The 25,915-nt window shown below is 40.8% G+C and carries 17 protein-coding genes and 3 pseudogenes; 16 read left to right on the top strand and 4 right to left on the bottom strand.

Going from position 1 to position 25,915, the window contains the following annotated elements; all coding sequences use genetic code 11:
- The first annotated feature begins 47 nt into the window (after positions 1–47).
- From ANSO36C_RS10395 to ANSO36C_RS10335, 12 genes are all read left to right on the top strand, one after another.
- Complete coding sequence (locus ANSO36C_RS10395) at positions 48–3,620, top strand: N-6 DNA methylase (RefSeq protein WP_251959460.1); 3,573 nt, start codon at positions 48–50, stop codon at positions 3,618–3,620.
- Between the two features lie 15 nt (positions 3,621–3,635).
- Entirely contained in the window at positions 3,636–3,845 is a 210-nt protein-coding gene (locus tag ANSO36C_RS10390; RefSeq protein ID WP_196512015.1) for a hypothetical protein, read from the top strand.
- 66 nt (positions 3,846–3,911) lie between these two features.
- A complete protein-coding gene (locus ANSO36C_RS10385; RefSeq protein WP_251959459.1) occupies positions 3,912–4,151 on the top strand; it encodes a type II toxin-antitoxin system RelN family antitoxin in 240 nt (79 codons plus the stop codon).
- The gene (locus ANSO36C_RS34200) at positions 4,144–4,638 is read left to right on the top strand and encodes a type II toxin-antitoxin system VapB family antitoxin (RefSeq protein WP_323374580.1); all 495 of its coding nucleotides are present in this window, start codon (positions 4,144–4,146) and stop codon (positions 4,636–4,638) included. The genes ANSO36C_RS10385 and ANSO36C_RS34200 overlap by 8 nt, the downstream gene beginning before the upstream one ends.
- Positions 4,639–4,727: 89 nt before the next feature.
- Entirely contained in the window at positions 4,728–5,045 is a 318-nt protein-coding gene (vapC, locus tag ANSO36C_RS10370; RefSeq protein WP_251960295.1) for a type II toxin-antitoxin system VapC family toxin, read from the top strand.
- Positions 5,046–5,129: 84 nt separating this feature from the next.
- Entirely contained in the window at positions 5,130–5,258 is a 129-nt protein-coding gene (locus tag ANSO36C_RS10365; RefSeq protein WP_251959458.1) for a hypothetical protein, read from the top strand.
- Positions 5,259–5,386: 128 nt separating this feature from the next.
- Complete coding sequence (locus ANSO36C_RS10360) at positions 5,387–5,833, top strand: DUF3598 family protein (RefSeq protein ID WP_251959457.1); 447 nt, start codon at positions 5,387–5,389, stop codon at positions 5,831–5,833.
- Between the two features lie 150 nt (positions 5,834–5,983).
- Positions 5,984–7,372, top strand: coding sequence for a histidine--tRNA ligase (gene hisS / locus ANSO36C_RS10355; RefSeq protein WP_251959456.1), 1,389 nt, complete (start codon positions 5,984–5,986; stop codon positions 7,370–7,372).
- 393 nt (positions 7,373–7,765) lie between these two features.
- The gene (locus ANSO36C_RS10350; protein WP_251959455.1) at positions 7,766–10,531 is read left to right on the top strand and encodes a TIGR02921 family PEP-CTERM protein; all 2,766 of its coding nucleotides are present in this window, start codon (positions 7,766–7,768) and stop codon (positions 10,529–10,531) included.
- 546 nt (positions 10,532–11,077) lie between these two features.
- Positions 11,078–11,656 carry a PEP-CTERM sorting domain-containing protein gene (locus ANSO36C_RS10345; RefSeq protein ID WP_251959454.1) on the top strand — a complete coding sequence of 193 codons (579 nt, stop codon included), beginning with the start codon at positions 11,078–11,080 and terminating at the stop codon, positions 11,654–11,656.
- Positions 11,657–11,878: 222 nt separating this feature from the next.
- Positions 11,879–13,231, top strand: a complete 1,353-nt coding sequence (locus ANSO36C_RS10340) for a histidine phosphatase family protein (RefSeq protein ID WP_251959453.1) — start codon at positions 11,879–11,881, stop codon at positions 13,229–13,231.
- A 285-nt stretch (positions 13,232–13,516) separates the two neighbouring features.
- Complete coding sequence (locus ANSO36C_RS10335; RefSeq protein ID WP_251959452.1) at positions 13,517–14,812, top strand: dihydroorotase; 1,296 nt, start codon at positions 13,517–13,519, stop codon at positions 14,810–14,812.
- Between the two features lie 34 nt (positions 14,813–14,846).
- Here the strand turns inward: ANSO36C_RS10335 and ANSO36C_RS10330 are convergent, their stop codons facing one another.
- From ANSO36C_RS10330 to ANSO36C_RS10320, 3 genes and pseudogenes are all read right to left on the bottom strand, one after another.
- Complete coding sequence (locus ANSO36C_RS10330) at positions 14,847–15,905, bottom strand: serine/threonine protein kinase (protein ID WP_251959451.1); 1,059 nt, start codon at positions 15,903–15,905, stop codon at positions 14,847–14,849.
- A 147-nt stretch (positions 15,906–16,052) separates the two neighbouring features.
- Positions 16,053–16,947, bottom strand: a pseudogene (locus ANSO36C_RS10325) (alpha/beta fold hydrolase).
- A gap of 58 nt (positions 16,948–17,005) precedes the next feature.
- Complete coding sequence (locus ANSO36C_RS10320; protein ID WP_251959450.1) at positions 17,006–17,449, bottom strand: VOC family protein; 444 nt, start codon at positions 17,447–17,449, stop codon at positions 17,006–17,008.
- A 111-nt stretch (positions 17,450–17,560) separates the two neighbouring features.
- Between ANSO36C_RS10320 and ANSO36C_RS10315 the strand changes: the two genes are divergently transcribed.
- Positions 17,561–18,340 (top strand): MBL fold metallo-hydrolase, encoded by a 780-nt coding sequence (locus ANSO36C_RS10315; RefSeq protein ID WP_251959449.1) that lies wholly within the window; start codon positions 17,561–17,563, stop codon positions 18,338–18,340.
- A 96-nt stretch (positions 18,341–18,436) separates the two neighbouring features.
- Here the strand turns inward: ANSO36C_RS10315 and ANSO36C_RS10310 are convergent.
- Positions 18,437–19,460, bottom strand: a pseudogene (locus ANSO36C_RS10310) (mechanosensitive ion channel family protein).
- Positions 19,461–19,571: 111 nt separating this feature from the next.
- Here ANSO36C_RS10310 and ANSO36C_RS10305 point away from each other — a divergent pair.
- The 3 genes and pseudogenes from ANSO36C_RS10305 to ANSO36C_RS10295 all read left to right on the top strand — a co-directional run bounded on the left by ANSO36C_RS10305 (position 19,572) and on the right by ANSO36C_RS10295 (position 25,691).
- Entirely contained in the window at positions 19,572–20,489 is a 918-nt protein-coding gene (locus tag ANSO36C_RS10305) for a histone deacetylase family protein (protein ID WP_251959448.1), read from the top strand.
- A 190-nt stretch (positions 20,490–20,679) separates the two neighbouring features.
- Positions 20,680–25,166 (top strand): annotated as a pseudogene (locus ANSO36C_RS10300) (translation initiation factor IF-2 N-terminal domain-containing protein).
- Positions 25,167–25,478: 312 nt separating this feature from the next.
- On the top strand, positions 25,479–25,691 hold the full coding sequence (locus ANSO36C_RS10295) for a hypothetical protein (RefSeq protein WP_251959447.1): 213 nt from the start codon (positions 25,479–25,481) through the stop codon (positions 25,689–25,691).
- Positions 25,692–25,915: the final 224 nt, after the last annotated feature.

The raw sequence follows: 25,915 nt of genomic DNA, 5'->3' as shown, positions 1-25,915 counted from the left end.
TACACTCGATAACGGACTAAGCCTTTATGTAGATCCTGTAGCGCCTGATGAACCTAGCCGATATCCTCAAAGACTCAAATTACAAACTGTCGCAGTTTACTGCGGCGGAAATTGAACAGTTAGAGCAGAGCATTACTCCCAAAGCAACCAAAAGTGGCGAAGTGCCTTATATCGTTTGTTTGGTGCGTCAGAAGGCAATTAAGCTTACGCCAGAGGAAGCAATTCGGCAGCTATATTTACAGGTTTTGACTCAACGGTTGCACTATCCCCTCAGTCGCATTCAAGTTGAGTATGGGGTGAACTTTGGGCGGGAGGTGAAACGGGCAGATATTGTGGTGATGGATAAAGATCGTCCAAACACGGTGTATATGCTGGTGGAGCTAAAAAAGCCGAAGCTAAAGGATGGGAAAGATCAGTTGCGATCGTATTGTAATGCCACGGGTGCGCCGATCGCAATTTGGACGAATGGCGATCAAATTTCCTACTACCAGCGCAAAGATCCCAATTATTTTGAAGATATCCCCAGTTTGCCCAACGCTAATCAAACCCTGGCAGATATTCTTCAGATCAAGTTTACTCTGGAAGACTTGATCGCCAATGACAAGTTGCTAAAAGAGAATAAATCCCTCAAAACCCTGATCGAAGAAATGGAAGACGAGGTGCTGGCGAATGCTGGGGTAGATGTATTTGAGGAACTATTTAAGCTGATTTTTACCAAGCTCTATGACGAGTGGTATTCTGGGCAGGGCAACCGCCGTAAAACTCGTTCTCTAGAGTTTCGCAATACAGGACAGACAGAAGCAGCGCTCAAAACCAAGATTCAGGATTTATTCGACAAAGCTAAACAAAAGTGGCAGGGTGTGTTTAGTGAAGGAGCCAAGATTAGCCTCACACCTTCGCACTTGTCGGTTTGTGTGTCGTCATTGGAGAATGTGAAGCTGTTTAACTCCAATCTGGATGTAATCGATGAAGCCTTTGAGTATTTGATTAACCAAAGCAGCAAGGGGGATAAAGGGCAATATTTCACGCCGCGCTATGTAATTGATATGTGCGTGAAAATGCTCAATCCCCAAGAGTATGAGTACATGATCGATACGGCGGCGGGTTCATCGGGGTTTCCGGTGCATACGATGTTTCATGTCTGGAAGCAGATTATGCGCGATCAAGGACGAGAAACCAGTCATCTGTTTACGGCTGAATCAAAGCCGCCAGAGTGCGATGAGTATGTCAAGGAAAAGGTATTTTCGATTGATTTTGATGAAAAGGCGGTGCGGGTGGCACGAACGCTAAACCTGATTGCTGGGGACGGTGAACAAAATGTGTTGCATCTGAATACGCTGGATTATGAATTATGGGATGAAATTACTAAAGAGGAAGACTGGGATGATACTTACAATCGGGCGTTCTCTCGGTTGAAAAAGCTCCGCACCGATAAAAGCAGCTACCAACGGTTTCAGTTTGATGTGTTGATGGCGAATCCGCCCTTTGCCGGAGATATCAAAGAACCGCGCATGATTGCCCGTTATGATTTGGCAAAGAAGCCGGATGGTAAGTGGCAAAGCAAGGTAGGGCGCGATATTTTGTTTATTGAGCGCAATTTGGACTTTTTAAAACCGGGAGGTAGAATGGCGATCGTGCTGCCTCAAGGACGGTTTAACAATTCATCGGATAAAAATATTCGAGATTTTATTGCCGAACGCTGCCGGATTTTGGCGGTGGTTGGGCTGCATGGCAATACGTTTAAGCCGCATACGGGTACAAAGACTTCGGTGCTGTTTGTGCAGAAGTGGAATGACGACCCGAAGGCGGGCGCACTTTGCCCTCGACAGGATGACTACAACATCTTTTTTGCGACGATGCGGAAATCGGGGAAGGATAATTCTGGGGAGAAGATGTGGCGGAAAATTTCATCGTCTACTTCACCGCCTGATGATGAACTGGGCGAATTGATGCCGCCTTCTCCGATGCAGCGAGTGGTTGGGGTGGAGGGCAATTTTTTGCAAGACGTTCACGGTCATTTAGTGGTGGATCATGATTTGTATAACCACGAAGGACTGACGGAAGACGGCATTGCAGAAGCGTTTATTGAGTTTGCCAAAAAGGAGAAGCTCAGTTTTTTTGAATCCAGCCCATCTGTTGCGCCGTTTGATGCTGTGAGGTATCAGCAGTTAATGGATGGGCTGGAAGCAATTGAAGTTTTGCTTGGTGAAACCTTAGAAAATAAAGATTTTAGAATCGATAGTGAATTTCACAAAAGACCACCTATTCAAAATCCAAATTATAGTTATGTAGATGTTGCTGAAACCGTAACTTTTGTGCAGTACGGAATCTCGATAGAGATGAATGAAGAAGGTGAAGGCACAAAAATATACAGGATGAATGAAATTCATAATATGCTCTGCGACACCGATGTTTCAAAGTTTGCAGATATTTCTTCTGTAGATATAGAAGCTTTCAAACTCAAAGACAGGGATATTCTATTCAATAGGACAAATTCTTTTGAATTCGTTGGAAGAACAGGCATTTTTAGAAGTTTATCAGATGAAAATTTGGTTTTCGCATCTTATCTAATACGAGTAAGAACTGATGAGTCAAAGATTTTACCTGAATATTTAGTCGCATTCTTAAATTCTAGTTTAGGAATTTGGGATATAAAAAGACGGGCTAGAATTTCAATCAACCAGTCAAATGTCAATGCTCAAGAACTAGCAGCAGTAAAAATTCCTTTGTTGAATCCAGAATTTCAGTCAGGACTCAAAAAATTATTTGAACAAGCACACTATGATAGATTGAAAGCAAAAGAAATCTATCAACAAGCTGAAGATTTGCTATTGTCGGAGCTTGGCTTGAATGATTGGCAGCCCACGGAAGAAACCTTTGCCATCAAGAGTTTTGCCGAGTCGTTCCTGTCCTCTAGTCGCCTCGACGCTGAGTATTACCAGCCAAAATTTGACCAACTCATTGAACGACTTGAAGAGAAAGTTGAACTAACGCCCCTCGGTGATTTACTCACCCTCAATCAACGAGGAAAACAACCTCAATATATCGAGAACGAAGACGAGCATGAGTTAGGTTTACTTGTTGTTAACTCCAAGCACGTTCGAGAAGGTGAAGTAATCCTGACAGACAATCGCTATGCTTATCTGCCAGAAAATGATAATCCGCTTACAATTAAAACTGATGATGTTCTAATAAACGGTACAGGTATTGGCACAATTGGACGCTGTGCGCCTTATCTCTACGAACAACAAGCTTTGCCAGATAACCACGTCACTATTCTTAGAACTGATTTACTTGACCCGGTTTATATGTCGATTTACCTCAATAGCATTATTGGAAAGCTATTCGTTGAAAAGCATTTCAAAGGTTCATCAGGGCAAATTGAGCTATACCCCAACGAAATTGCTCAATTTCAAGTTTGGGATGCGCCAGATTCCGTTCAGCAGAAAATCAGAAGCAAAGTTGAAGTCTCTCACCAAAAGCGGGAGCAATCCAAGCAACTGCTAGAAATTGCTAAAACAGGAGTAGAACGAGCGATTGAAACAGATGAAGCGACAGCAACGGCTTGGATCAATCAGCAGCTTGAAGCGTTAGGAATCAATCTATCAAACTCAAACTAACTTAATGGAGGCAGAATGTCTGAGATTACTATAAACCCAGATCAACTTAAGGAAATCTTGAAAAGCGCGATTATTGAATTAATTCGTGACAATCGAAAAGAAGTTTCTGAATTTCTGGCAGAAATTATTGAAGACGTGGCAATGGAGCAAGCGATCGCTGAAGGTGAAACAACTGAACTGGTTAGTCGTGAGTCCATCTTTCAACTTTTAGAGCCGAAAGCGTGAAAGTCAAGTTTAGGAAAAGCCTTGGACATTAACCTAACCACTACCACTTAACATTTTGGAATAGCAATGAAAGCAGTTAAAGTCATGGCAACGATTAATGAGCAAGGACAAATAATTTTAGATCATCCTCTCATAACAGATAAAAACAGCCGCGTAGAAGTTATTATTCTAATTCCAGAAGAGGAAGTTCTAGATAATCAATCTCAAGCAGAAGTCTTAGCAGATTTCCGGCAAGCTTGGCACGAAGCCATGACTGGGCAAACTATCCCGGTGGCTCAACTTTGGGAAGGGCTGGAAAATGGCTGATCAGCCTTTCATTCAAGTTGAAGCTTCGCCAACATTCAACCGAAATCTACGCGCTCTTGCCAAGAAGTATCGCAGTATTCGGAATGATATACAACCCGTCATCGAACAACTTGAACAGGGAGAGTTGCCAGGAGATCAAATACCTGGTGTTGGTTATACGGTCTTCAAGTTAAGAGTCGGAAATAGCGACACTCAAAAAGGTAAAAGCGGTGGCTATCGTCTGATTTACTATGTCAAGACAGCAACGGGAATTATTTTGCTGACTATTTATGATGAATCTCTCCTTAACGAAGCCTTACAACTCACCAACTTCACTACTCAAGAAGAACTAGTGAATTTTGCTCTGCAAGAACTTGTGCGTTCACGAATTGACTCTTCTGGAACATCACACCGCAAGAGAAACCTTTTCGACCTCGCTGGACAAATTCAGTTAGTCCCAGACTTTGACCACAAAGCTCTGCGCGAGACTCGTCATGCTGCTGATTGATACATCCGTTTGGATAGTAGTCTTCCGCGTAGGCGCAGCCCGCCGCCAGGCATCGCAACGGTCAAGTTCGCCAGCAGCTTGAAACCCTAATTGCTAATCGAGAAGTTTTACTCACCCGATTCACTCAGCTTGAATTGCTTCAAGGTAGCCTGAACGAGCAAGAATGGACTCTCCTCTCCACCTACCTCGAAACACAAAATTATATTGAACCCTCGATTGATTCTTGGCAAGCGGCTGCCCGTATTTACTGTGACTTGCGCCGTCAAGGGCTTACCGTTCGCAGCCCAATCGATTGCTGCATTGCTCAAACTGCTTTGGAAAATAATTTGCTTCTGATTCACAACGATCGCAACTTTGAAACCATTGCCCAAGTAATACCGCTCCAACACCTTCGCTTTCAACCTTAAGTTGACAACCTTCCCCACTCCCCACTCATAATATGCGAACATAATTAATTAAGTTGTAGCTGACTACCTGCACAGAAATTTAAAATGGATACCATTGCAATCCCTGTTCTGAATCGCCCAGTAGATGCCACAGTAGAGATTCCTGGTTCTAAAAGTATTACTAATCGGGCATTTCTCGTTGCCGCCTTAGCGCCAGGTGACGCGATTTTATAGAATGCTTTTTTTTAGTGGCTTAAAAGTTCCAGGCATTGTAATAAAAGACTCTGGTTGTACAGCGAAAACCTTTCCCGATTACTTTACTCGATTTTTCCAAATGTTAGAACAATAGAAGGTGAATTGCAATGTCTAATATTCGAGAAGGAATGCCCGTGCTAGCCCGTCATGAAGGAGATTGGGTAGGAACTTATACAGTAATTGATACAGCCGGAAAAATCCTCGATAAGTATGAATCTCACTTAACTTGTCAATTTCCAGAAAATGGCCCTCATCCCTATTACCAAATCAATCGCTACAAATGGTCTGATGGTAAACAAGAGGAGTATGAATTTCCAGGAATTTATAAAGATAATAAGCTTTGGTTTGACACCGATCGCATTGAAGGAAAAGCCTGGGAAGCTGATGATTCCATTGTTATTTTGTGGTTTAGTTATAAAACAAACCCAGAAATGAGCTTATATGAAATGATCTACATTAGTCCTGACAATAACAATCGTGCCCGCACTTGGCATTGGTTTAAAAACAATCAAATCTTTCAACGCACCCTAATTCAAGAAGAACGGGTAAGATAGTAATTTCTCCTCTCAAAGATAAACGCTCATTATTCTTCAGTCCGCGCAGGCGTACTACCCTGCGGGAAGCCGCAAAACGTTTATGTTTGTGTGGCCACGATTGCATTTGTTAGGCTTTCATCTCCAATCTCAACTTAGTAAGGTACACGCATGGCCAAAGGCGACAAAATAAACTTCTCTACCCCTAGTGGTTTCCCAGAATTTCTTCCTAGCGAAAAGCGTTTGGAATTACACTTGCTAGATATTATCCGTAAAGTTTTTGAAAGCTATGGTTTTACACCTATCGAAACACCTGCTGTAGAACGTTTAGAAGTGCTGCAAGCTAAAGGTAATCAAGGCGACAACATCATCTATGGCATTGATCCCATATTGCCACCGAATCGACAAGCTGAGAGAGATAAATCGGGCGAAACTGGTTCGGAAGCAAGAGCTTTAAAGTTTGATCAAACAGTTCCATTAGCGGCGTATATTGCTCGTCATCTGAATGAATTAACCTTTCCTTTTGCCCGCTATCAAACTGATATAGTTTTTCGGGGTGAACGGGCGAAAGATGGGCGTTTTCGTCAGTTTCGCCAATGCGATATTGATGTAGTTGCTCGTCGTGAACTCAGCTTGCTCTATGATGCTCAGATGCCTGCAATTATCACTGAGATATTTGAAGCAATTAATATTGGTGATTTTCTGATTCGCATCAATAACCGTAAAGTTCTTACTGGTTTCTTTAAATCATTGGGAATTGCTGAAAATCAAATTAAATCGTGTATTGGGATTGTTGATACTCTAGAAAAAATTGGTGAAGGTAAAGTAAAACAAGATTTAGAAAAAGAAGGAGTTTCAGCAGAACAAGCGCAAAAAATCATTGAATTTATTAAAATTAACGGTTCGGTTGATGACGTATTAGATAAACTTAAGCACCTCGCTCAGAATCTCGTAGAAACCGAGCAATTGAGCTTAGGAATTACCGAATTAGAAACAGTAATTGCAGGAGTGCGTAATCTCGGAGTTGCCGAAAATCGTTTCTGTATTGATTTATCAATTGCGCGTGGTCTTGATTACTATACTGGCACAGTCTACGAAACAAGCCTATTAGGACACGAAGCTTTAGGTAGTATTTGTTCTGGTGGGAGATATGAAGAATTAGTCGGGGTATTCTTGGGTGAAAAAATGCCTGGTGTAGGCATTTCTATTGGCTTAACTCGCTTAATTAGTCGTTTGTTAAAAGCTGGTATTCTAAATACCTTAGCTGCAACACCAAGCCAGGTGATGGTAGTGAATATGCAAGAAGATTTAATGCCCACTTATTTAAAAGTTTCTCAACATTTGCGTCAGGCGGGAATTAATGTTATCACTAACTTTGATAAGCGTCCCTTGGGTAAACAATTTCAATTAGCGGACAAGCAAGGAATACAATTTTGCGTAATTATTGGTTCTGAAGAAGCAGCAGCACAAAAATCTTCGCTCAAAGATTTGAAAACAGGTGAGCAAGTAGAAGTGTTACTAGAAAATCTGGCAGAGGAAGTTAAAAGAAGGCTTACTTAAAATTTTATTTATAAAGTAGCAACTGTCTATGACGATGCGTTATAGCTTCCACCTCATACACCAAGGGCTTTCTTGGGTTGCGTTTTGCTTAACCCAACCTTGGTCATAATAGACTGCTTCATACCACGGGTAACTACAACAATTTCCTAGACAGAACTCGAACAGTCGCCAGGGTCAAAGCTTTAAACTATGAATCATGCGATCGCTGCAATCCGACAAGTACCGGACATATTGAGTACTTGCGCCCCACCCCGACGACGGGATATTTTTTTAACTGGAAGTGCCTAAGTAAATTGTTACAAAAGCCAGTGTTAAGGGAAAACTTAAAATAAGGAACTATTTTCAAGGCTGGGGTATGGGTGCAATAACGTCAATTTTAGGAGGAGTAAAGCTGTGAAATTATTTTGGAATACAAGTTTTTACGGAATTTTTTGGCTCTGGAACCTGACATTTTTAATCTTAGTTTATATAGGGATATTACCATCCGTAGGCATACCATTATTTGAAGCAACCTTAACAGGCAATATCCCAACTGAATTTGCCTTAACTGTCGTTACTTTAATTGCCATTCCCACAATTTCCAGTATTATCGGTGGCTGGAGGTTTATTAAACAACCTTTACAACTAATTCGCCTATTTTATGGTGTAGAAGCACCACTGTTTGTATTATGTTTGTTGCGGTTATTTGTGATTCGAGAACTGACATCAGCTAGTAGCCAAATTCTGATAACAACAGGCGTATGTATAGCTACTTTTACTGGAGAGTTATTTTGGGGTTATGCTTCCCGACGCAAAATTGGTTTGCAATGGGTACAAATGTTAGCCCATACATTAATGCTGATATTTGGTATTTACGCGGGTGCAGTTTTGTTATTTTATGCTGTGCCTTTAGCAGTATTTATGTTGCAACAATTCCTCAAATTTACATGGCTAAAAATATTAGCGAATGTACTATATCAATCAGCTTTTGTGGGCGGGTTATTTCTAATTATCCCTTGGCTACTTATTCTTGGTTTTAGTGCCACATTGTTTATTGTCATGCCATCGGCGTTAACAGCAATGTATGTACATTCGGGAGCAAAATTTTTAAGAACTTTTGCTTCAGAACATGGTAATAATAAAACATTTGCTGGTGCTGGTGCAGTTGTTGTGGCGTTTGCAGTTATTTTTGTATCTTCACAACAACAACCCCAAGTATTAGCTTTTTCGCTCTTAGCTAATGCACCTAAAAATGATAGCGATCGCCAAACGCTTGTAGCCAAATCAGAACAAATTCGTACAGGATTAGTTAACGCTTATTTATCTTCTTACCGCTACCTTAGCAGCAAGCAGGAAAATAACCACATCAGTGCTATGTATCATCATGTCTTAGGCTTAGATAAATCGGCTACTGATGGATTGCAAGCAACTTATAACTTGCTGATGTCACCATTTTTATATAATGGTTCTGACAAAGATACCGCCAAGGCAGAGAAACTTTACGCTGATTTTTTTGATACACCTCTACAAAAAGCAGAAAAAACAGCAGTTAGTCACGCAGTACAATCTACTTTTAACGAACAAGAAGTTAAAGCAGGTTTATTAAATATCAACGAAAAAAAAGTTTTATTAGTATCACAAGAAGTCACAGTTAAAGAACATGGTGATTGGGCTGATGTGGAATTGTCCGAAATTTATAAAAACCAAACACAAGAAGTTCAGGAAGTTTTTTACTCCTTTTCTTTGCCAGAAAGCGCTGTAATTACTGGCTTATGGTTGGGTGATACTAATAAGTTAGACCAACGCTTCCCTTTTGTTGTCTCTCCTCGCGGTGCTGCCCAGAAAGTTTATAATTCTCAAGTTAGACGTTCACGCCCAATAGATCCAGCTTTGTTGGAACAAGTAGGGCCGAGACATTATCGATTACGGGCTTTTCCTATTCCTCCTAAGAATGTACAACAAATACAAGGGCAACCATCACTCCCCACAGAAATGCACCTATGGTTAACTTACAAAGTGCTGGGACAAAATTTAGGTTGGGAAATGCCCGATTTAGGGGAAAAACGTAATATCTTCTGGACGAATCAAACCAAGCGTATCCGCAACGGCAAAGAAATCGGTTTGAAAGACGATGCTTGGTTAGAAAAATTCATCCCCGCGAGTGGAAAAATTCAGCCTGTATTACATGAAGTAAATTTAGAGGAAGGCTACAAAATATTAGCTAAACCTTTATCTAGTCAAGATTACACCTTACCCAAAGACCAACGAGTTGCTGTAGTTCTCGATACTTCTCGCAGTATGGGGAAACATATTAAAGAATTGCTGCAAACATTATCATGGTTGAAAAAATACAGCTTTGCAGATAATGATTTGACAAACAACGATGCAGATTTATATCTTAGTGTTTCTCCAGGTGCTGCACCAAAACGATTAGATGATCTCCAGCAATTCCAACCGGAAAAAGTTGCTTTTTACGGTACAATTCAACCCCAAGAAATGCTGACACAGTTTAACAATTTGCGTGGGGATACAGCTTATGATGTCGTTTTGCTGGTGAGTGATGAAGGTAGTTATGAATTATCGAAGAACAATAAAACCGTCCCCAATACGCCAGCACCTTTGTGGATACTACATCTAGGTGGATTACCTGGAGCTTATAACGATGGCATCATTAAATCATTACAAGATAGTGGTGGTGGAGTTGCTGTTGATATTTCTGAGGTGCTACAACGAATTGCGACTAAATCAGTTTTAAGTGATGTTGTGAGTGTTGTTAATGGTTATGCTTGGTATTTGCAAACATTAGACGCAGCAATTGCAACTAGCAACCAACAAGATGATTTCTTGCCATTAGCAGCCAGACAATTAATTTTAGGGTTGAGTAAAAAAATTAAGTTAGACAACCTCAAAGGTTTAGATGCGATTCATACCGTAGCCAAAAAGTACAAGATTGTCAGCCCTTATTCTTCGATGTTGGTATTAGTCAACGATGAACAAAGACAGTTACTCAAAGAAGCAGAAGCCCAAAGCGATCGCTTTGACCGTAAAGTTGAGAATGGTAAGGAAAATCTCTCTAAACCCGCTAATCCCTTGAAAGTTAGTGTACCTGAAGCATCAGGAGGATGGTTTTTAGGTGTGAGTGCGATCGCTCTATTCATCCTTGTGAAGCGTCGGCGTTAATTAATTACTCACTGAAGAGGCTCTTGAGCAGTTCTTACTGTTTTGCTGGTATGGGCAGGGATAAGATACTGGAATTACCCTGCCACAAAGCTTTAGATATTTTTTTTGAAAGTATAAAATTATTGGCAGCTAAATCAACCAAAGTTTGATACTTAGCTTAGGATTTTATCAGGTTTTTAACTAGAAAAAAATCCTAACTTAACCTAAAAATGCTTTTTGCCGCCATTTTGCAACAATATTTAATAATATTCTGACATAGATTATAAATGATATTCATTTATAAAATTAAGGTTGAGTAAAGTAATTTACTAGTGATTTTATTCATGATAAAGAAAAGTTACTATTAACAGCTAAAATTAACTTATTAGCTGCCTAGGTAAACCTCTGAGATTACATCAATACTACTTGCTTTGGGCATTCTGAACTCAGAATTTGGTTTTGGGAACAGGTTAAAGATTTTTTCTTTCCCTTTTCCCAAAACCAGACCAGTATTGGAAATTACATAGGTTTTAGAAAAAGGTAAACAATTAAAAAAGGACGCTTTCCATGAATCAAGTTCGATCTCCCAAAGTTTGCGTTGCCCTGATTGGTTTGGTAGTAGCAAGCGTATTTCATGCTACTCCCGTGCTGGGAGCTATTCTCACTAGACAAGAATTTTCGGGTGATTTTGCCTTAATCGATGCGACTACCCCATTCCTTAGGAGCTTATTGCCAGATAAGAGCGAATATTCAGGATTTGTGGTTTATTCAGAGGACGGGACTTTGAGTGATTGGGAGGTGAATGTCAACGAGCTAAACCTAAATTTGAACCAAGGCTCTACAGATGTTAACTCCGGCCCAAATGTCAATTTTGAACTTTCTTCTGGGTCAAATTGGAATTTAGTGGTTGATTTTGGCATTGTTTTTGATGCTCCTAGATATACCTTAGAAAGAACATCAGGCTCGGAAATTACCTTGACGGGTGAAGTAGGACGAGCAGGAGTATACATTTATAACGATCCCACTGCCAATATTACCCTGAGTTCTTTTAAAAAATCGATACCCGAACCCACTTCCCTGCTAGGTCTATTGTTTGGACTCGGCGGGATTGCCGTCTCTAAAAAAGCTGGTGGGACTAAAGCTTAAATTTAGCTGAAGAAACACAAACTTACAGCAAATTACAATCAAACGTGCCACAAATAAAAGTACTGAAAGCAATACTGGGCTTTGTTTTAGGATTTATTTTGTGGTGGGTTTGATCGAAAACTGCTGTAAGAATTATTATTTGGTCTTTATAATGGCGATCGCCGCTAAATGTGCAATCATTTTGCAGTAGAATTAATCGTCTAGATAGAGGAGGGCTTTGCGATGACTCGTGTCATCATTGTACGCCACGGTCAAAGTGGTTATAACACCGAGCGGCGTATTCAGGGACGTACTGATGCGTCAACATTAACCGAAAAAGGTCGTAACGATGCCAGTAAGGTAGGCAAAGCCCTCAGCAATATTTTATTTAATGCGATTTACAGCAGCCCCCTGCAACGAGCGAAACACACAGCAGATATTATCCATAGTGAGTTAGCTACTCATCCCGAACAATCTGCTGTAATCCAAGTTTCTGATTTGCTGCTAGAAATCGACCTCCCCTCGTGGGCAGGGCTGATAACTGCCGAAGTCAAGCAGAAGTTTGCCGAAGACTACCGCACTTGGCATCAACGCCCCGACGAACTGCGGATGCTGATAAATGATACACAAGGGACAAGAGAACATTTTCCTGTTCTTGCCATATACGAACAAGCACGGCAGTTTTGGCAAGAAACTTTGTCCCAGCATCAAGGCGAAACTATTCTTATAGTGGGACATAACGGAATTAATCGCGCCCTAATCAGCACAGCACTGGGAATTCCTGCAAGTCGCTACCATTCAATCCAGCAATCTAACTGTGGCATTACCGTACTAAATTTTGCTGGAGGATTGGGCGAACCAGTCCAATTAGAATCCTTAAATCAGACGCAACAGACTGGGGAAAGTTTACCCTCATTGCGACCCGATCATCAAGGAGTACGATTGTTGCTAGTGCGTCACGGTGAAACTGAATGGAATCGCCAAACCAGGTTTCAAGGGCAAATTGATGTCCCCCTCAACGACAACGGTAGACAACAGTCGCAAAAAGCAGGCGAATTTCTCCAAGAAGTAGCGATTGATTTTGCTGTCAGTAGCACAATGCTGCGTCCTAAAGAAACAGCAGAGATTATTTTAAAACAACATCCTAATGTCAAGTTAGAACTGCAAGATGGTTTAAGAGAAATCAGTCACGGACTCTGGGAAGGGAAATTAGAAATAGAAATAGAGCAAGAGTTTCCCGGAGAATTGCAGCGCTGGCGGATAGTACCGACGCAAGTGCAAATGCCTGAAGGAGAAAATTTGCAACAAGTGTGGGAGCGTAGTGTTGCAGCTTGGCAATCAATTTTGCAAACAGCAGCAACTAATCAATTCAAAACTGTATTAGTAGTAGCTCATGATGCTACTAACAAAACATTGCTTTGTCACATACTAGGTTTATCGCTAGAAAATTTCTGGAGTTTTCGTCAGGGTAATGGCGCAGTTAGCGTTATCGATTACCCTTCGGGAATCGATGGTTTACCAGTATTGCAAGCCATGAACATTACCGCTCACTTTGGTGGAGGGGTATTAGATAAAACAGCAGCAGGAGCATTGTGATAAAAAGACGCGATTAATCGCGTCTGATACCAATTCTGTATGAAGATGCGCTTATGCTTCAATAAATCAAGAACGAACCGCCAAGAGCGCCAAGTACGCCTTCGCGAAGCGTCTCGTTGGCGCAGCCTCTCGTAGAGAAGAGAAGAAATAATAAATTAACAGATTTGGCGCAACTTCACAAAGAAATGGTATGAGGAATAAAGTTAGAAGTGAGGAATTAAGGTTAGAAGCAATAACACAAATAACTCATAACTCCTAACCCCTAACTCATAACTAAAAACTTTTATGACTGAACTGCTGCAAAAAGTACGGGTAATTGACCCAGTTTCGGAAATTGACGAACAATTTGATGTGCTAATTGCTGATGGTTATATCCAAACAGTGGCTCCGCACATTTCTGATATTAGTTCTGATACTCAAATCAGAGATTGTCAGGGATTAGTTCTTGGCCCTGGTTTAGTGGATTTGTATAGCCACGCTGGCGAACCTGGTTTTGAAGAACGAGAAACTCTCTTGTCTTTTTTACAAGCTGCTGCTGCTGGTGGCTTTACCAGAGTTAGCATTTTACCCGATACATCCCCGGCTATTGATAACCCTGCACTTGTAACACAGTTGCAGCAAAAGAGACACGAGGAGATGAAAGAGAGAGAAAAAATTAATTTAGCTCCCCCTGCCTCTCCTCTCCCCCTGCTTCATATCTGGGGTGCTGTTACCCTAGATGTAGCTGGGAAGCAAATGACAGAGTTGGCACACTTAGCGTCTGCTGGGGTTGTTGGTTTTACAGATGGCAAGCCTTTAGAAAATTTGGCGCTGGTGCGGGGAGTGTTAGAGTATATCCAACCATTAGGCAAACCAGTCGCATTTTGGCCTAGCGATCGCCACTTAGCAGCAAATGGTGTAATGAGAGAAGGGTCAAATGCTCTCCGTTTCGGTTTACCCCCAATACCCGCCAGCGCTGAAACTACTGCGATCGCAGCAATGCTAGAATTGGTTGCAGCTATAGGTACACCAGTCCATATTATGCGTGTCTCCACAGCTCGCAGCGTGGAATTAATCGCTTCAGCCAAGGCTGCTGGTTTACCCATCACCGCCAGCACCACCTGGATGCACCTTTTACTTGATACAAAAGCAGTTAAGAGTTATCACACCAGCTTGCATTTAGACCCGCCGTTAGGAAATGCTAGTGATGTAACGGCGTTACGCGCAGGGGTGCGTGCGGGTGTGATTGATGCGATCGCTATTGACCATACACCCTATAGCTACGAAGAAAAAGTCCAAGCTTTTGCCGAAGCACCAGCCGGGGCAATTGGTTTAGAGTTAGCATTACCCCTGCTATGGCAATATCTCGTTGAAACTGAAGAATTTACAGCTTTAGAATTATGGCGTGCATTGAGTACCAATCCGGCTGAATGTTTAGGGCAGAAAGTAAGTGCGGTTTTACCTCATCAACCAGCAGAACTTACTTTATTTGATCCTCAGCAAACCTGGAAAGTTGAACGAAAAAGTCTTCATACACTTTCACAAAATACACCTTGGTTAGGGCAACAGTTGAAGGGTCGTGTTGTGAAAACTTGGTGTTGAAAAAGAAGGAGTCAGAATTCATACTTAATTAATCTTAATCTCCGGTTTTTTCTTGGCAACTTGCGTTTAAATCAAAACTTTGACATTCTGTAGCTTCTAGCAATTGCCTAACCGTATTACTGGGCTGACAACTCATCAAAGTTCCTGCAATTGCAGCTACTGTAACAACAGTAGCTAGCCCCAACAAGGTAGCTCGTTTTTTAGGTTTGATTGTCCTGATTAAAGTATCTATCCTGGTGGCATTACCAACAACCTGAATTGGCTTAAGTGCTTCCAAAGCAATAGCCGCATTAGCATGGCGACGTTTTCGGTTGCGTTCCACCATTTTCATCAACCACCGCCGGAAACGCGGACTGATTTGAGAAACTAATTGCTGGAAATTAAAGCGATAGTTATCATCAATTAATTTCCCAATCTCAACAGAACGGGTATTAGTAAGTAAGCAAATCAGCGTTGCCCCTAAACTATACAAATCTGATGCCTCAGTCAGGGAATGACCAAACTGTTCCTCTGGTGGCATAAAACCTGGGGTTCCTGCTACAAAGCTGCTCAGAGCGACTTTTGCACCCTGTATTCTAGCCAAACCAAAATCAACCAGATAAGCATTTAGTTGCTCATCAACCAAAATATTCTCTGGTTTAATATCTCGATGAATAATTGGCGGAATTTGCTTTTGTAGATAAATCAAAATCTCTAAAATTGACAGAGCAATTTGCTTAATTTCTTCTGGATTAAAACTGCTCCTCAAGCTTAAAGATGGGGCATTTTTGTATTCCTGCACCAGATAAAAAGCCCCTGATATTTCAAAAGAATCTACATAGTGAGGAATGCGAGGATGATTTAGTTGCTGCAAAATTTCGATTTCGCGCTGATATGCTTTTACACCTGATAAATCAGCATCCGCACGAGCAAAACAAAACTCTTTAATCACCACCTGTTGCTTAGAGTTGAGGACATTAGCTAAATAAGTAATGCGTCCCCCTTCTCGGTTGCGTCCTAGTTCGCTGACAACTTGATAGCCTTGTTTAGAAAAATCTGGATGGTGATTTAAGGGAATTGCCCTTTTATATTCATTACGCACATCAAGCTCCATTAAAAATCATACGAGTTTGATTCTGTCAAAGCGCAATTCAAAAAATTAAGATCCATTCACCCAGATTGTTAGTTCCATTTTTACCCTGTATGGGCCAAGGCGCATCAGCAGAAAGTGCCTTTGCATTTGCGTCTTGGCGCGAAATTCTTAACTTTGCGCTAGCCAATCGACAATCTGGGCATTAACAACATCTGGAACTTCATCGTGAGGACAATGACCGGCATTGGGAATGGGAACAATTTTGATTTCTTTGCCATTCTCCCGCGCCTCTTCGTAAATCTTGGCCCCGGTAATTGGTGTCCAAGGATCATCAGCACCCCAAATTACTAATAAAGGACGTTCTACTTTGGGCAAAAGTTCCTCTGGGCTGGGGCCAGGAGGCGCTGTGAGAATAGATGCGAAGACTTGTTGCGCTCCTGGGTCGCATGAGGGAGTATAAAGTAAATCGACTAATTCATCGGTGACGGCTTCACGGTTCCGGTAAACTTGGTAGAGGGTGCGGCGGATTTGGGCTTTTTGACGTATGCGATTATAGACAAATTTACCTGTAATTGGCGATCGCACAAACCGATTAAAAGTTGACATCATCATCCGTAGGCGGCGGGTTCAATTCGTGGGGACGATGACTCAAACCACCCGCAGAGTTAATTAGAATACCACCAGCAGCAATTTGTGGATGTTCCACCAGTACTATTAAGCTCAAAAGTGCGCCGATGGAGTTGCCAATAAATACAGCAGGTTCTTGGATGTGTGCTGTGCAGAAATCTTTCAGCAGTTCCACCCAAACTTCCACAGTGTAATCAATGGGCGCTTTATCAGAACCGCCAAAACCTAAAAGGTCTATGGCAAACACCTGGTAGCCAGCACTAGCTAAAACTGGGATATTTTTGCGCCAGTGTCCAATAGAAGCACCGAAGCCGTGAACCAATACCAAAGGCCGTCCTGTACCCATAACGGTGTACTGGATTTTGTAACCCTGCCAATTCCAAATGAATTTTTCAAAGGCGTCTTGAGTTGGAAGCTGTTGTGTCGTTACAGTCATTAATAAGATTCATAAAGTGTTTCTTCAAATATATTAATGTTTCTGACCTCATAACTCCCTACTTCCTAGAGACGCAATTAATCGCGTCTCTAGCTTGCTCGACTGTAAAAGTAATTTCCTGACCATAGGAAATTTCTAGTGTATGACCATCTGGGTCTTGAAGATAAGCCCAGTAACCAACGGGATGACCCCAGTCATTTGGCCCAGCCAACAGTATTCCCTCAGTGCGTGCTTCATTGCACAGGCGATCAATTTCCTCACGATTTTGATAAGCTACCCCAAGATGAGATTGTGGTAAGAGTGCGCCTTCTACTTTAGGTACTTTAATTAGGACAATTACAAAAGGTCTAGTCAGGTCACTAATCCAAGCAACATCTGATTGAGTCGCTTGATCAATGCGATGATGCACAACTGTCATCTGAGCATACTTTGCATAAAATGAGATACTTGCATCAACATCACTGACTGCAAGTGCAATATGAGTAAAACCAAGATCAGACATAAAAAAACTCCGTGGTAGACTTGAGCGCACGAATGTAGGTGTTGGTCTTAGCGCTTACTAAGAAAGGTGACACCATTGATAATGAAGGTAGGCGTTATCTTCACAAAATTTATGTTTTTAACTTGGTTAGACAGCAACTCTTGGTTACTGGAAATCGGCGGAAAACGAATACTGATTGACCCTTGGCTGGTTGGTTCGTTAATTTTCAGTAATTTGGAATGGTTATTCAAAGGTTCGCGATCGCAAGAGCGCCCAATACCAGATAATATCGATCTGATCGTTTTATCTCAGGGTTTAGAAGACCATACTCACCCACCAACACTTAAGGAACTCGACCACAGCATCAAGGTTGTAGCTTCTCCCAATGCTGCCAAGGTAGTACAGAAATTAGGTTACACCCAGGTAACAGTATTGCCTCATGGTGAAAGTTTCACTTTAGATAATCAAGTTGAAATCAAAGCTTTCCCCGGCTCCCCCATTGGCCCCACTCTGGTAGAAAATAGTTATCTCCTCAAAGAATTAGAGAGTGGTTTAACTGTATACTACGAGCCTCATGGGTATCATTCCCCAGCAATTCTGCAAGCTGCACCTATCGATGTAGTGATTACACCGTTTATTGACATGACCCTACCTTTGCTTGGGCCGATTATTAAAGGGAAAAATAGTTCATTAGAAGTAGTAAAGTCGTTAAAACCTCAAGTAATATTACCTACTGCGGCTGGTGGTGATGTGGCGTTTGAGGGATTGCTGATGAAATTGATTCAGACTAAAGGAACTGCTGAAGAATTTCGTTCCTTACTAGAGAAAAACAATCTTTCGACGCAGGTGCTTGAGCCGACACCAGGCGATCGCTTTGAACTACCATTAGAAAAGCGAGCATTAGCAATCTAAGTTGCACCTAGCCCTAGTGATTACAAATCAAAGTTTTCAACCCGCGCAGGCGGGTTTCGTCTGTGTAGCGGCGGCTTCTAGTCGCCAGGGCTAATTTTATTCCATAGCCGAATTATCTTGTATATTATACACTTCTCTGATCGGAAAAGGAATTTGAATTCCTGCTTGCTGATAGCGCTTGTGTAATTTTTTGACAAATAGATGTTTACCAATACGCTGATCAAAGTATTCATTTACGCGCATATAAAGTGTAAAATCTATACTAAAATCATTAAAAGTATGAAATCTGATATATGGTTCAATTCCTTTTAATTCTGGTGCAATTTCTTGCATAACTTCTTTGGCTACTTCTACAGTTACTGTTTCAACTTGTTCCAAATCGCTATTATAACTGACACCCACATCCATCGTTAAAGTAATTTCCTTTGCAGGTAAATGGTAATTGGTGAAAATTGCCGAAGATAATTTGGAGTTGGGAACAATAACTACATTATTTGAAATTTCTTTAATTGTCGTATTTCGCCAAGAAATATCTATAACATATCCTTCTTGTCCAGCATCTAATTTTACATAGTCTCCGGTTCTAACTTGCTTAGAAATAATCAAGTAAAAGCCAGAAAACAAATTTGCAAGTGTGTCTTGAAGTGCCAAACCAACTGCTAAACCACCAATACCTAAAGTCGTAACTATTGGCGTAATTTGAACACCCACCGTTTGCAATATGATTAATGTTCCCAAAACTAAAACAGTAATCTTGGCAAGGTTAGAAATTAGTGATGTGGGAACACCTTCTGTTCTCCGAATAAATAAATTAACAAAACCAGCAGCCAATCTTGATAAAACTAGGGTTACTGAATACAGCAATGCGATCGTCAAAACTTTTTGCAGCACGATCGCAATATCTGGTTTCAGGGGTGCGCTGAGAATTGCCCAAAAAAAACCGACAATGACAAACCAAATAAAAGTCATGCGGTGCAGGGAATGGAATATAATATTACCCACCGGCAATTCGTTTATTATTAACGAATGTTTCCAGTTTTTTGAAGATAACTTTTTCACCAATTATTCCAGCTAGTAAGCCAGCTAGAATAAATCCAATAGGTGTAATCCATTCAATCATATCAATTTTAAATTTGGAATTTTAGATTTAGGAGAGCAGCATTTTTGCTGTGATTATGGCTAAATTTTAGCTTGTTAGTTGTCGGATTAGCTGCTTGAGATTTTCTGGATTATGGACTTGCCAATTATCTACCACCCAGATTACGTTGCTCCCCTACCTGAAGGACATCGTTTCCCAATGTCTAAGTTCCGACAACTCTACGAATTGCTGTTAGCTGATGGTGTAGCGAATCAAGAACAATTTCATACTCCCGAACGTCCACAGCCAGAATTGATAGAGTTAGTCCATACCCCAAACTATGTTCAAGCTTACTGTGAAGGAACCTTAGATGCCAAAGCACAGCGACGCATTGGTTTGCCTTGGAGTCCAGCACTGGCGAATCGTACCTGTGTAGCGGTAGGTGGTACGATACTCACTGCGAAACTAGCCCTAAATCAGGGTTTAGCTTGTAATACGGCTGGTGGAACTCATCACGCCTTTCCCAATTATGGATCTGGTTTTTGTATTTTCAACGATTTAGCGATCGCCTGTCGCGTTTTACAAAAATTCGGACTCGTTCAAAAAATCCTCATTGTCGATTTAGATGTTCATCAAGGAGACGGCACAGCTTTTATCTTCCAAGACGACGACAGCGTTTTTACTTTCTCCATGCACTGCGAAGTCAATTTCCCCGGTACAAAACAAAACAGTGATTTGGATGTTCCTTTGCCAGTGGGAATGGAAGATGACGCATATTTACAAACTTTAGCGAATTACCTAGCAGATTTACTATCTAAAGTCAAGCCAGACTTGGTATTTTATGATGCAGGTGTTGACCCTCATATAGGCGATCGCTTGGGTAAATTAGCGCTTACAGATGCTGGGATTTTTCGCCGAGAAATGCAGGTTTTGAGTACCTGTATGAGTAGCGGTTATCCAGTCGCCTGCGTCATTGGTGGCGGTTATGCTGATGATATGAAATCTTTAGTATGGCGGCATTCATTGCTGCATCGCGCCGCTAGTGAAGTTTACCAGCATTACAAACTATAGTCATAAAGTTTTTAAACGCAGAGGAACGCCGAGTGTTGCCAAATCTAATTCGTATCGAATCGCACTAAAATAATACTTTGCGCTCCTCTGCGCTTACCTTTGCGCGACGGCAGTCGCTACAACGGGGGGAACCCCCGCAACGCGCTGCCTCCCCTCTGCGTTTAAATCTAAACCCTCAATTGTTAACTGGATGAACAACGGCAAACTCAGAATATACGAACTAGCAAAAGAATTGAATTTAGATAGCAAAAAGCTATTATTAATTTGCGAAAAGCTCAAAATTGTAGTCAAAAGTCATACCAGTACAATCTCCGAACCAGATGGCCGAACGCATTCGTTTAAGCGCGTAAGCAAACTAACAGCAAAATCTTCAAAAAGTAAAACAAACTCTGAAGATTGGGGCTATAAACGTTTATAGCTTCAGCCAATTGCATAGTTTTATCCGCCATCTTGAAGGTGAGGCCGTTCTAAAATCATATCCCGATTTTAGGGACGCGGCGCGATCGCGCCAATGAGTTAATGTTGGAATGTGTTGGTAAAAAGCCTTCCCTATTTTATGTGCGTCGCAAAAGGCGCGGGGAAAGAAGCAAGAGAAGAAATTTGGGAATTGACAATAGCAACAGACTCCGATGTTCCATTACCCGCAAGACTTGAGAAACTCAGAAAAACATTAGGATTTAGAGACGGCTGTACCTAAAGATGGACGCGGCGGGATAAAAATACTTTCGGCTCAATTGTTACAACCCTCACGGGGACACGCCGACAGCTACGCTATACCTTGTCGCTTGCGTTTACTGGCTAATCATCAGCATCATCTCGACATTCCGCCAGCGACATTAAAACGCATCGCAGCCGCGCCAGTTTGTGGCGAAAATGTGCCCACAGAAGATCAGCTTAAAGCTTGGAAAGCATTTTTGCAAATTGAAGAAAAAATTGCGAAAGCACGTCAATTTTGTGTGCGTTACGTAAGCCATAACTATAACTTCAAAAGGCGGATTAGGTTTGAAATTGATGTAAACTCAGCTACCCTTGACGGCTTTTATCAAAATTCCCTTGACTTAGAAAACTTTTGGGAACGAGCAAGACGCACAAAAAACGAAGATTTAAAGCTTTTTGAAACTGCTCCCGTCGGCAAAAATTGGATTAGCGGTCGTCAATTAGGGACTGTTGAAGAAGTTGACCCCAACCGTTGTATTATTAGTCTCAGGCTAGAACGTGACTTAGCTGAATTCATGGCAACAGAGCGTTATAAGTTGCCAGATACAGGATTTTTGTGTTTTGAGGCAGTTGGTGATATTCAGCAGATTCAGCGTAAGAAAAAAGCTTTAGATGATTTGAATAATGGTTATACCCAAAATCCATATTTGGGTAACTTTTTATTCGATGCTTCCCAGGCTAGACAAATCAAAACAACTGTTGAACTTCAACCACAAGATTTGTTATTATCTTCAGCTAATCCTGGTCAGAAAGCAGCAGTAGAAAAGGTACTTGCCGCGAAGGATCTTGTTCTCATCCAAGGGCCACCAGGTACTGGTAAAACTACCGTAATTGCCGAGATTTGCTATCAAATTGCGCTTCGCGGTGGACGAACATTAATCGCATCTCAGGCAAATTTAGCAGTAGATAACGCCTTGAGTCGATTAGTTCACAACCCGGTAATTCGCGCTGTACGAAAAGGTAGAGCCGAGAAAGTTGGGGAGGAAGGACAGCCGTTTTTAGAAGACCAAGTGATTGGCAGATGGCTAGAAAACACAGCTTATGACTGCGAAAATAATCTCACTCAACGGCTCGAAAATATACAAATATTCAGTAAATTACTCGGATCATCACAAAGATTTGCAGCCTACTTCCAAGCAGAGGTAGAGTTTAATCAAGAACAAATTAAATTCAATAAAAATAAGTTAAAAGTAGAGAGCGACTTTAAAAGTCAAGAAAAATCTTATAACGAAACTGTAGAAAAACAGAACGAGGTTGAATCCCTAATTGCAGGACTAGAAAATATCCTCAATACTGCACCAAATATCAACTGGGAAGCTCCAGAAGTTACAGATTTTTTGCCGCTTCTTAAGCCATACACAGAAGGTAATAGTTTAGTAGAAGAATTTTTAGCAAATGTTCGTCAAACCATAAAATATACTGATGAACTTGGCTTTGTGCGTCCGGCGCTTGGTGCTTTTGGTTTAGCGGTTTGGTTGCGTGAAACTGTAGTAAGAGAAATTTCTGGATTTAAAACTGCTTTGACTTATGCTCAAAATGCAAGTAAAGCTATATCAGAAGTTGCAGCATCAGTACAGATTGTCCAACAAAATTTCGCCTCATTAAATCAGCTACAACCAGATTATCAGAAATATCTTGCCAAACTGCAAAACATCCAGCAAACAATCCAGATATGGGAAAACCGCAAACGCGAAATAGATTATATTATCTCAGCAGTTAAAGAATGGAAATCTACAGCACCTACTCTTCTCTATCAAACTTTAAAAGATTGTCAGCAATCAGGTTTACCACTAAACAGAGAATTTAGTAGACTTGCCGCTAGGTTTGTTGATGTTTGCTAATACATTAAAATTACCAATAGTACCAAAAATTTACAAAATTAACCTACCAGAATGGGAGTTATTGACAAAAGCGATCGCTTATGAAATAGACGGGGGTTTTACTGACAGGCAGGGTAAACAGCATAATTTTAGTTATTTTTTACAACAAAACTTTAGTCAGATTCCAATGATGCTATCAAAGAGCGATCGCACCCAATGGGAGCAAACCTATCAACAGTTTAACAATTATCAGCTACTCAACCCCAAACAGCGAAAGTTACTAGTTGAAAATACCCAGTTTTTCTTAATTAGAATGCAAAAAACCTATGGTACATCATGGGAATGGAATAACATCGACTCTACTCTCACCCAAATTACACAAGAATTGCTAGATACAATCCTTGCAAATGCACGTCAATGCGTTTTAAAAGTAAAAACAGAAACCGATCAACAGCTTCAGCATCTCCAACGGCTATTAAATGAACTTCAACAAAATGAAGTTAGTCAACAGCAAATATCCATTACTCAAGCTGAGGTAGAAAAAGCACAGCAAGACGCTAACTTGCAGCTTGGACAAGTTATAAATATTTTGCAAGAACTTAATAAACAAAATATTCCTACTCAATTACGCATTCTAAGTGAACAATATCTCGCAACACAATCAAAGATTTGGGAGCAGCCACAAGAATTTTCAAATCAAGTGCATTCTTGGGAAACTTCCATTAGTCAACTTGAAAACTTAATTTCATTATTAGAACCCTTTGTTGTGTTGGAGATGATTAATAATTCTCTCCATGAGCATTTATCAAAGGTACAACAAGAAACTGAAACTTCCCTACATCAGCTTCAAAAATTACAAATTAGCCTACGCGAAATAGAACAAAAATTACAACCGCAGCCATCAGAAAGTTTAATAGAAGAAAGAAGCTGGTGGTTGACAGAATGGCAAAGAATACCGGATAAATTTAAACCAGAAAGATTTGCTAATGATTTGTTTAATATAGAGTTATTACGTAGCATAAATATTAGTTTTGAATCTTGGCAACAGCAACTACAAAAAGATGAAGTTTATCTCAATAAATATCAGAATTTTGTACAAGATTGGATAGGAAAATTAAGACAGCCAAATGAGCGAGATAGCGACGATTTAAGGCGCATATATTTAGATAATGCCAACGTCGTCGGTATCACCTGTGTTCAAGCTGCAAATAGGGGTTTTTCGGAAGAATTCAAATCTTTCGATGTCGTAATCATTGATGAAGTTAGTAAGTGTACTCCACCAGAGTTATTAATACCAGCATTGAAAGGCAAAAAGTTAGTCATGGTAGGCGATCATCGGCAATTACCACCCATGCTTGATACTAGCACTGTAGAAGAAGTTGCTCAAACAATGGGTAATACACGAGACGAACTACAGTTCTTGGAAGAATCACTATTTAAAAGTCAGTTTGAATCTGCTGATGAAAGCATCAAACAAATGTTAACTACACAATATCGAATGCACCCATTTATTATGGGAGCAATCAACCAGTTTTATGACGGTAAACTAGAATCTGGTATTTTGGAACCTGATACAAAACGCGCACATCATTTAGCAGACGAGATTATCCAAGAATCTCACCATCTTCTTTGGGTAAAAACGCCTATCGAAAATCAGTTTTTAGAGCAAAGAAACGGAACTTCTTACTTTAATACTCAAGAAATTGATGCGATTGAACGTCTGTGTCAGCAGTTCGAGACGACTTGGGCTTCTAGAGTTGCTAATGGTGAACCGAAAAAGGAAATTGCCGTAATTACATTTTATGGCGCTCAATTAAGAAAAATTGATGAACGTTTGCAATCTGAACTTTTTCCTTCGCTAGAAATTCGTACTGGTACCGTAGACAGATTTCAAGGTATGGAACGACCTGTTGTAATTGTAAGTATGGTTCGCAACAATAGCAAAGGAGATGTGGGTTTTGCTAAAAAGCCAGAACGGGTAAATGTTGCATTTTCTCGCGCTCAAGAACTACTAATAATTGTGGGTTGCCATAATTTATTTACCCATCAAGCAGGTAAAGTCGGAAGTATGTATTCTGAAGTGTCAAATATTGTAAGTATTCATGGAGGTTTTGTTGATGTTTCTCGCCTCTTCAGCTAAACCTATTGACAATATCTCAATAATTTTGTAGATAAAATCGAGGCGATCGCCTGGAAAATTAGCCAGTATCGGTAGACATTGTAGCGATTTTGATTTGATGAGGTACATAGGTTTTAGGTTAGCATAGCTTGCCAACCTACTGAATTAAAGCGATAAAGAATTGAATTCTTTCCTGTTACCCTTACCCGCAATCTTATTCTCCCTTGAGCCGATAAATATATTAGATACCATACATTTCTGGAAAAGAGATTGTGGCGTGTGTAGTAAGAAAGCAAGTATCACTTGATGCTCAATTTAGCTCAAGGGGGTCTAATGATTGATCGTTTTGTAAATCTAATTTTTATCGATTCCTTTTCTCTAGCAATTAACCTCACATTTGGTACATTGCTTCGCACTAAAATCTGTAACTATTCATGGGATGGAGTTGTAAGTGATGAGCTTTCAACACCAGAAAGTAGCGCTAGTTCTTTGGAATCATCACTATCCTTGGAAGAGACAGACGTAAAGGCAAGCGCTAACAATTAGTGGTGGATCTTAATCTCCCACTGATTGATTCTGACTCCAAGTATTGCGATTATCTAAAGTTTCAACATAGCGATTCTCATTTAAATGAGGTAGACGGTTAGGGGCGCACAGCTATCTGTGCGCTCCTAACTGTGTCTGTCTGTGGTTAATTACCTGGACTTTGGACTAAAAGGAGTCGAACAACTGTTCGGTTTTGTAATCAAGGGGACATGATATCAGAATTA

This window comes from Nostoc cf. commune SO-36, assembly GCF_023734775.1.
GTDB lineage: Bacteria > Cyanobacteriota > Cyanobacteriia > Cyanobacteriales > Nostocaceae > Nostoc > Nostoc commune_A.
The sequence above is the reverse complement of the archived record's forward strand: the minus strand, read 5'-3'. Positions and strand labels throughout refer to the sequence as shown.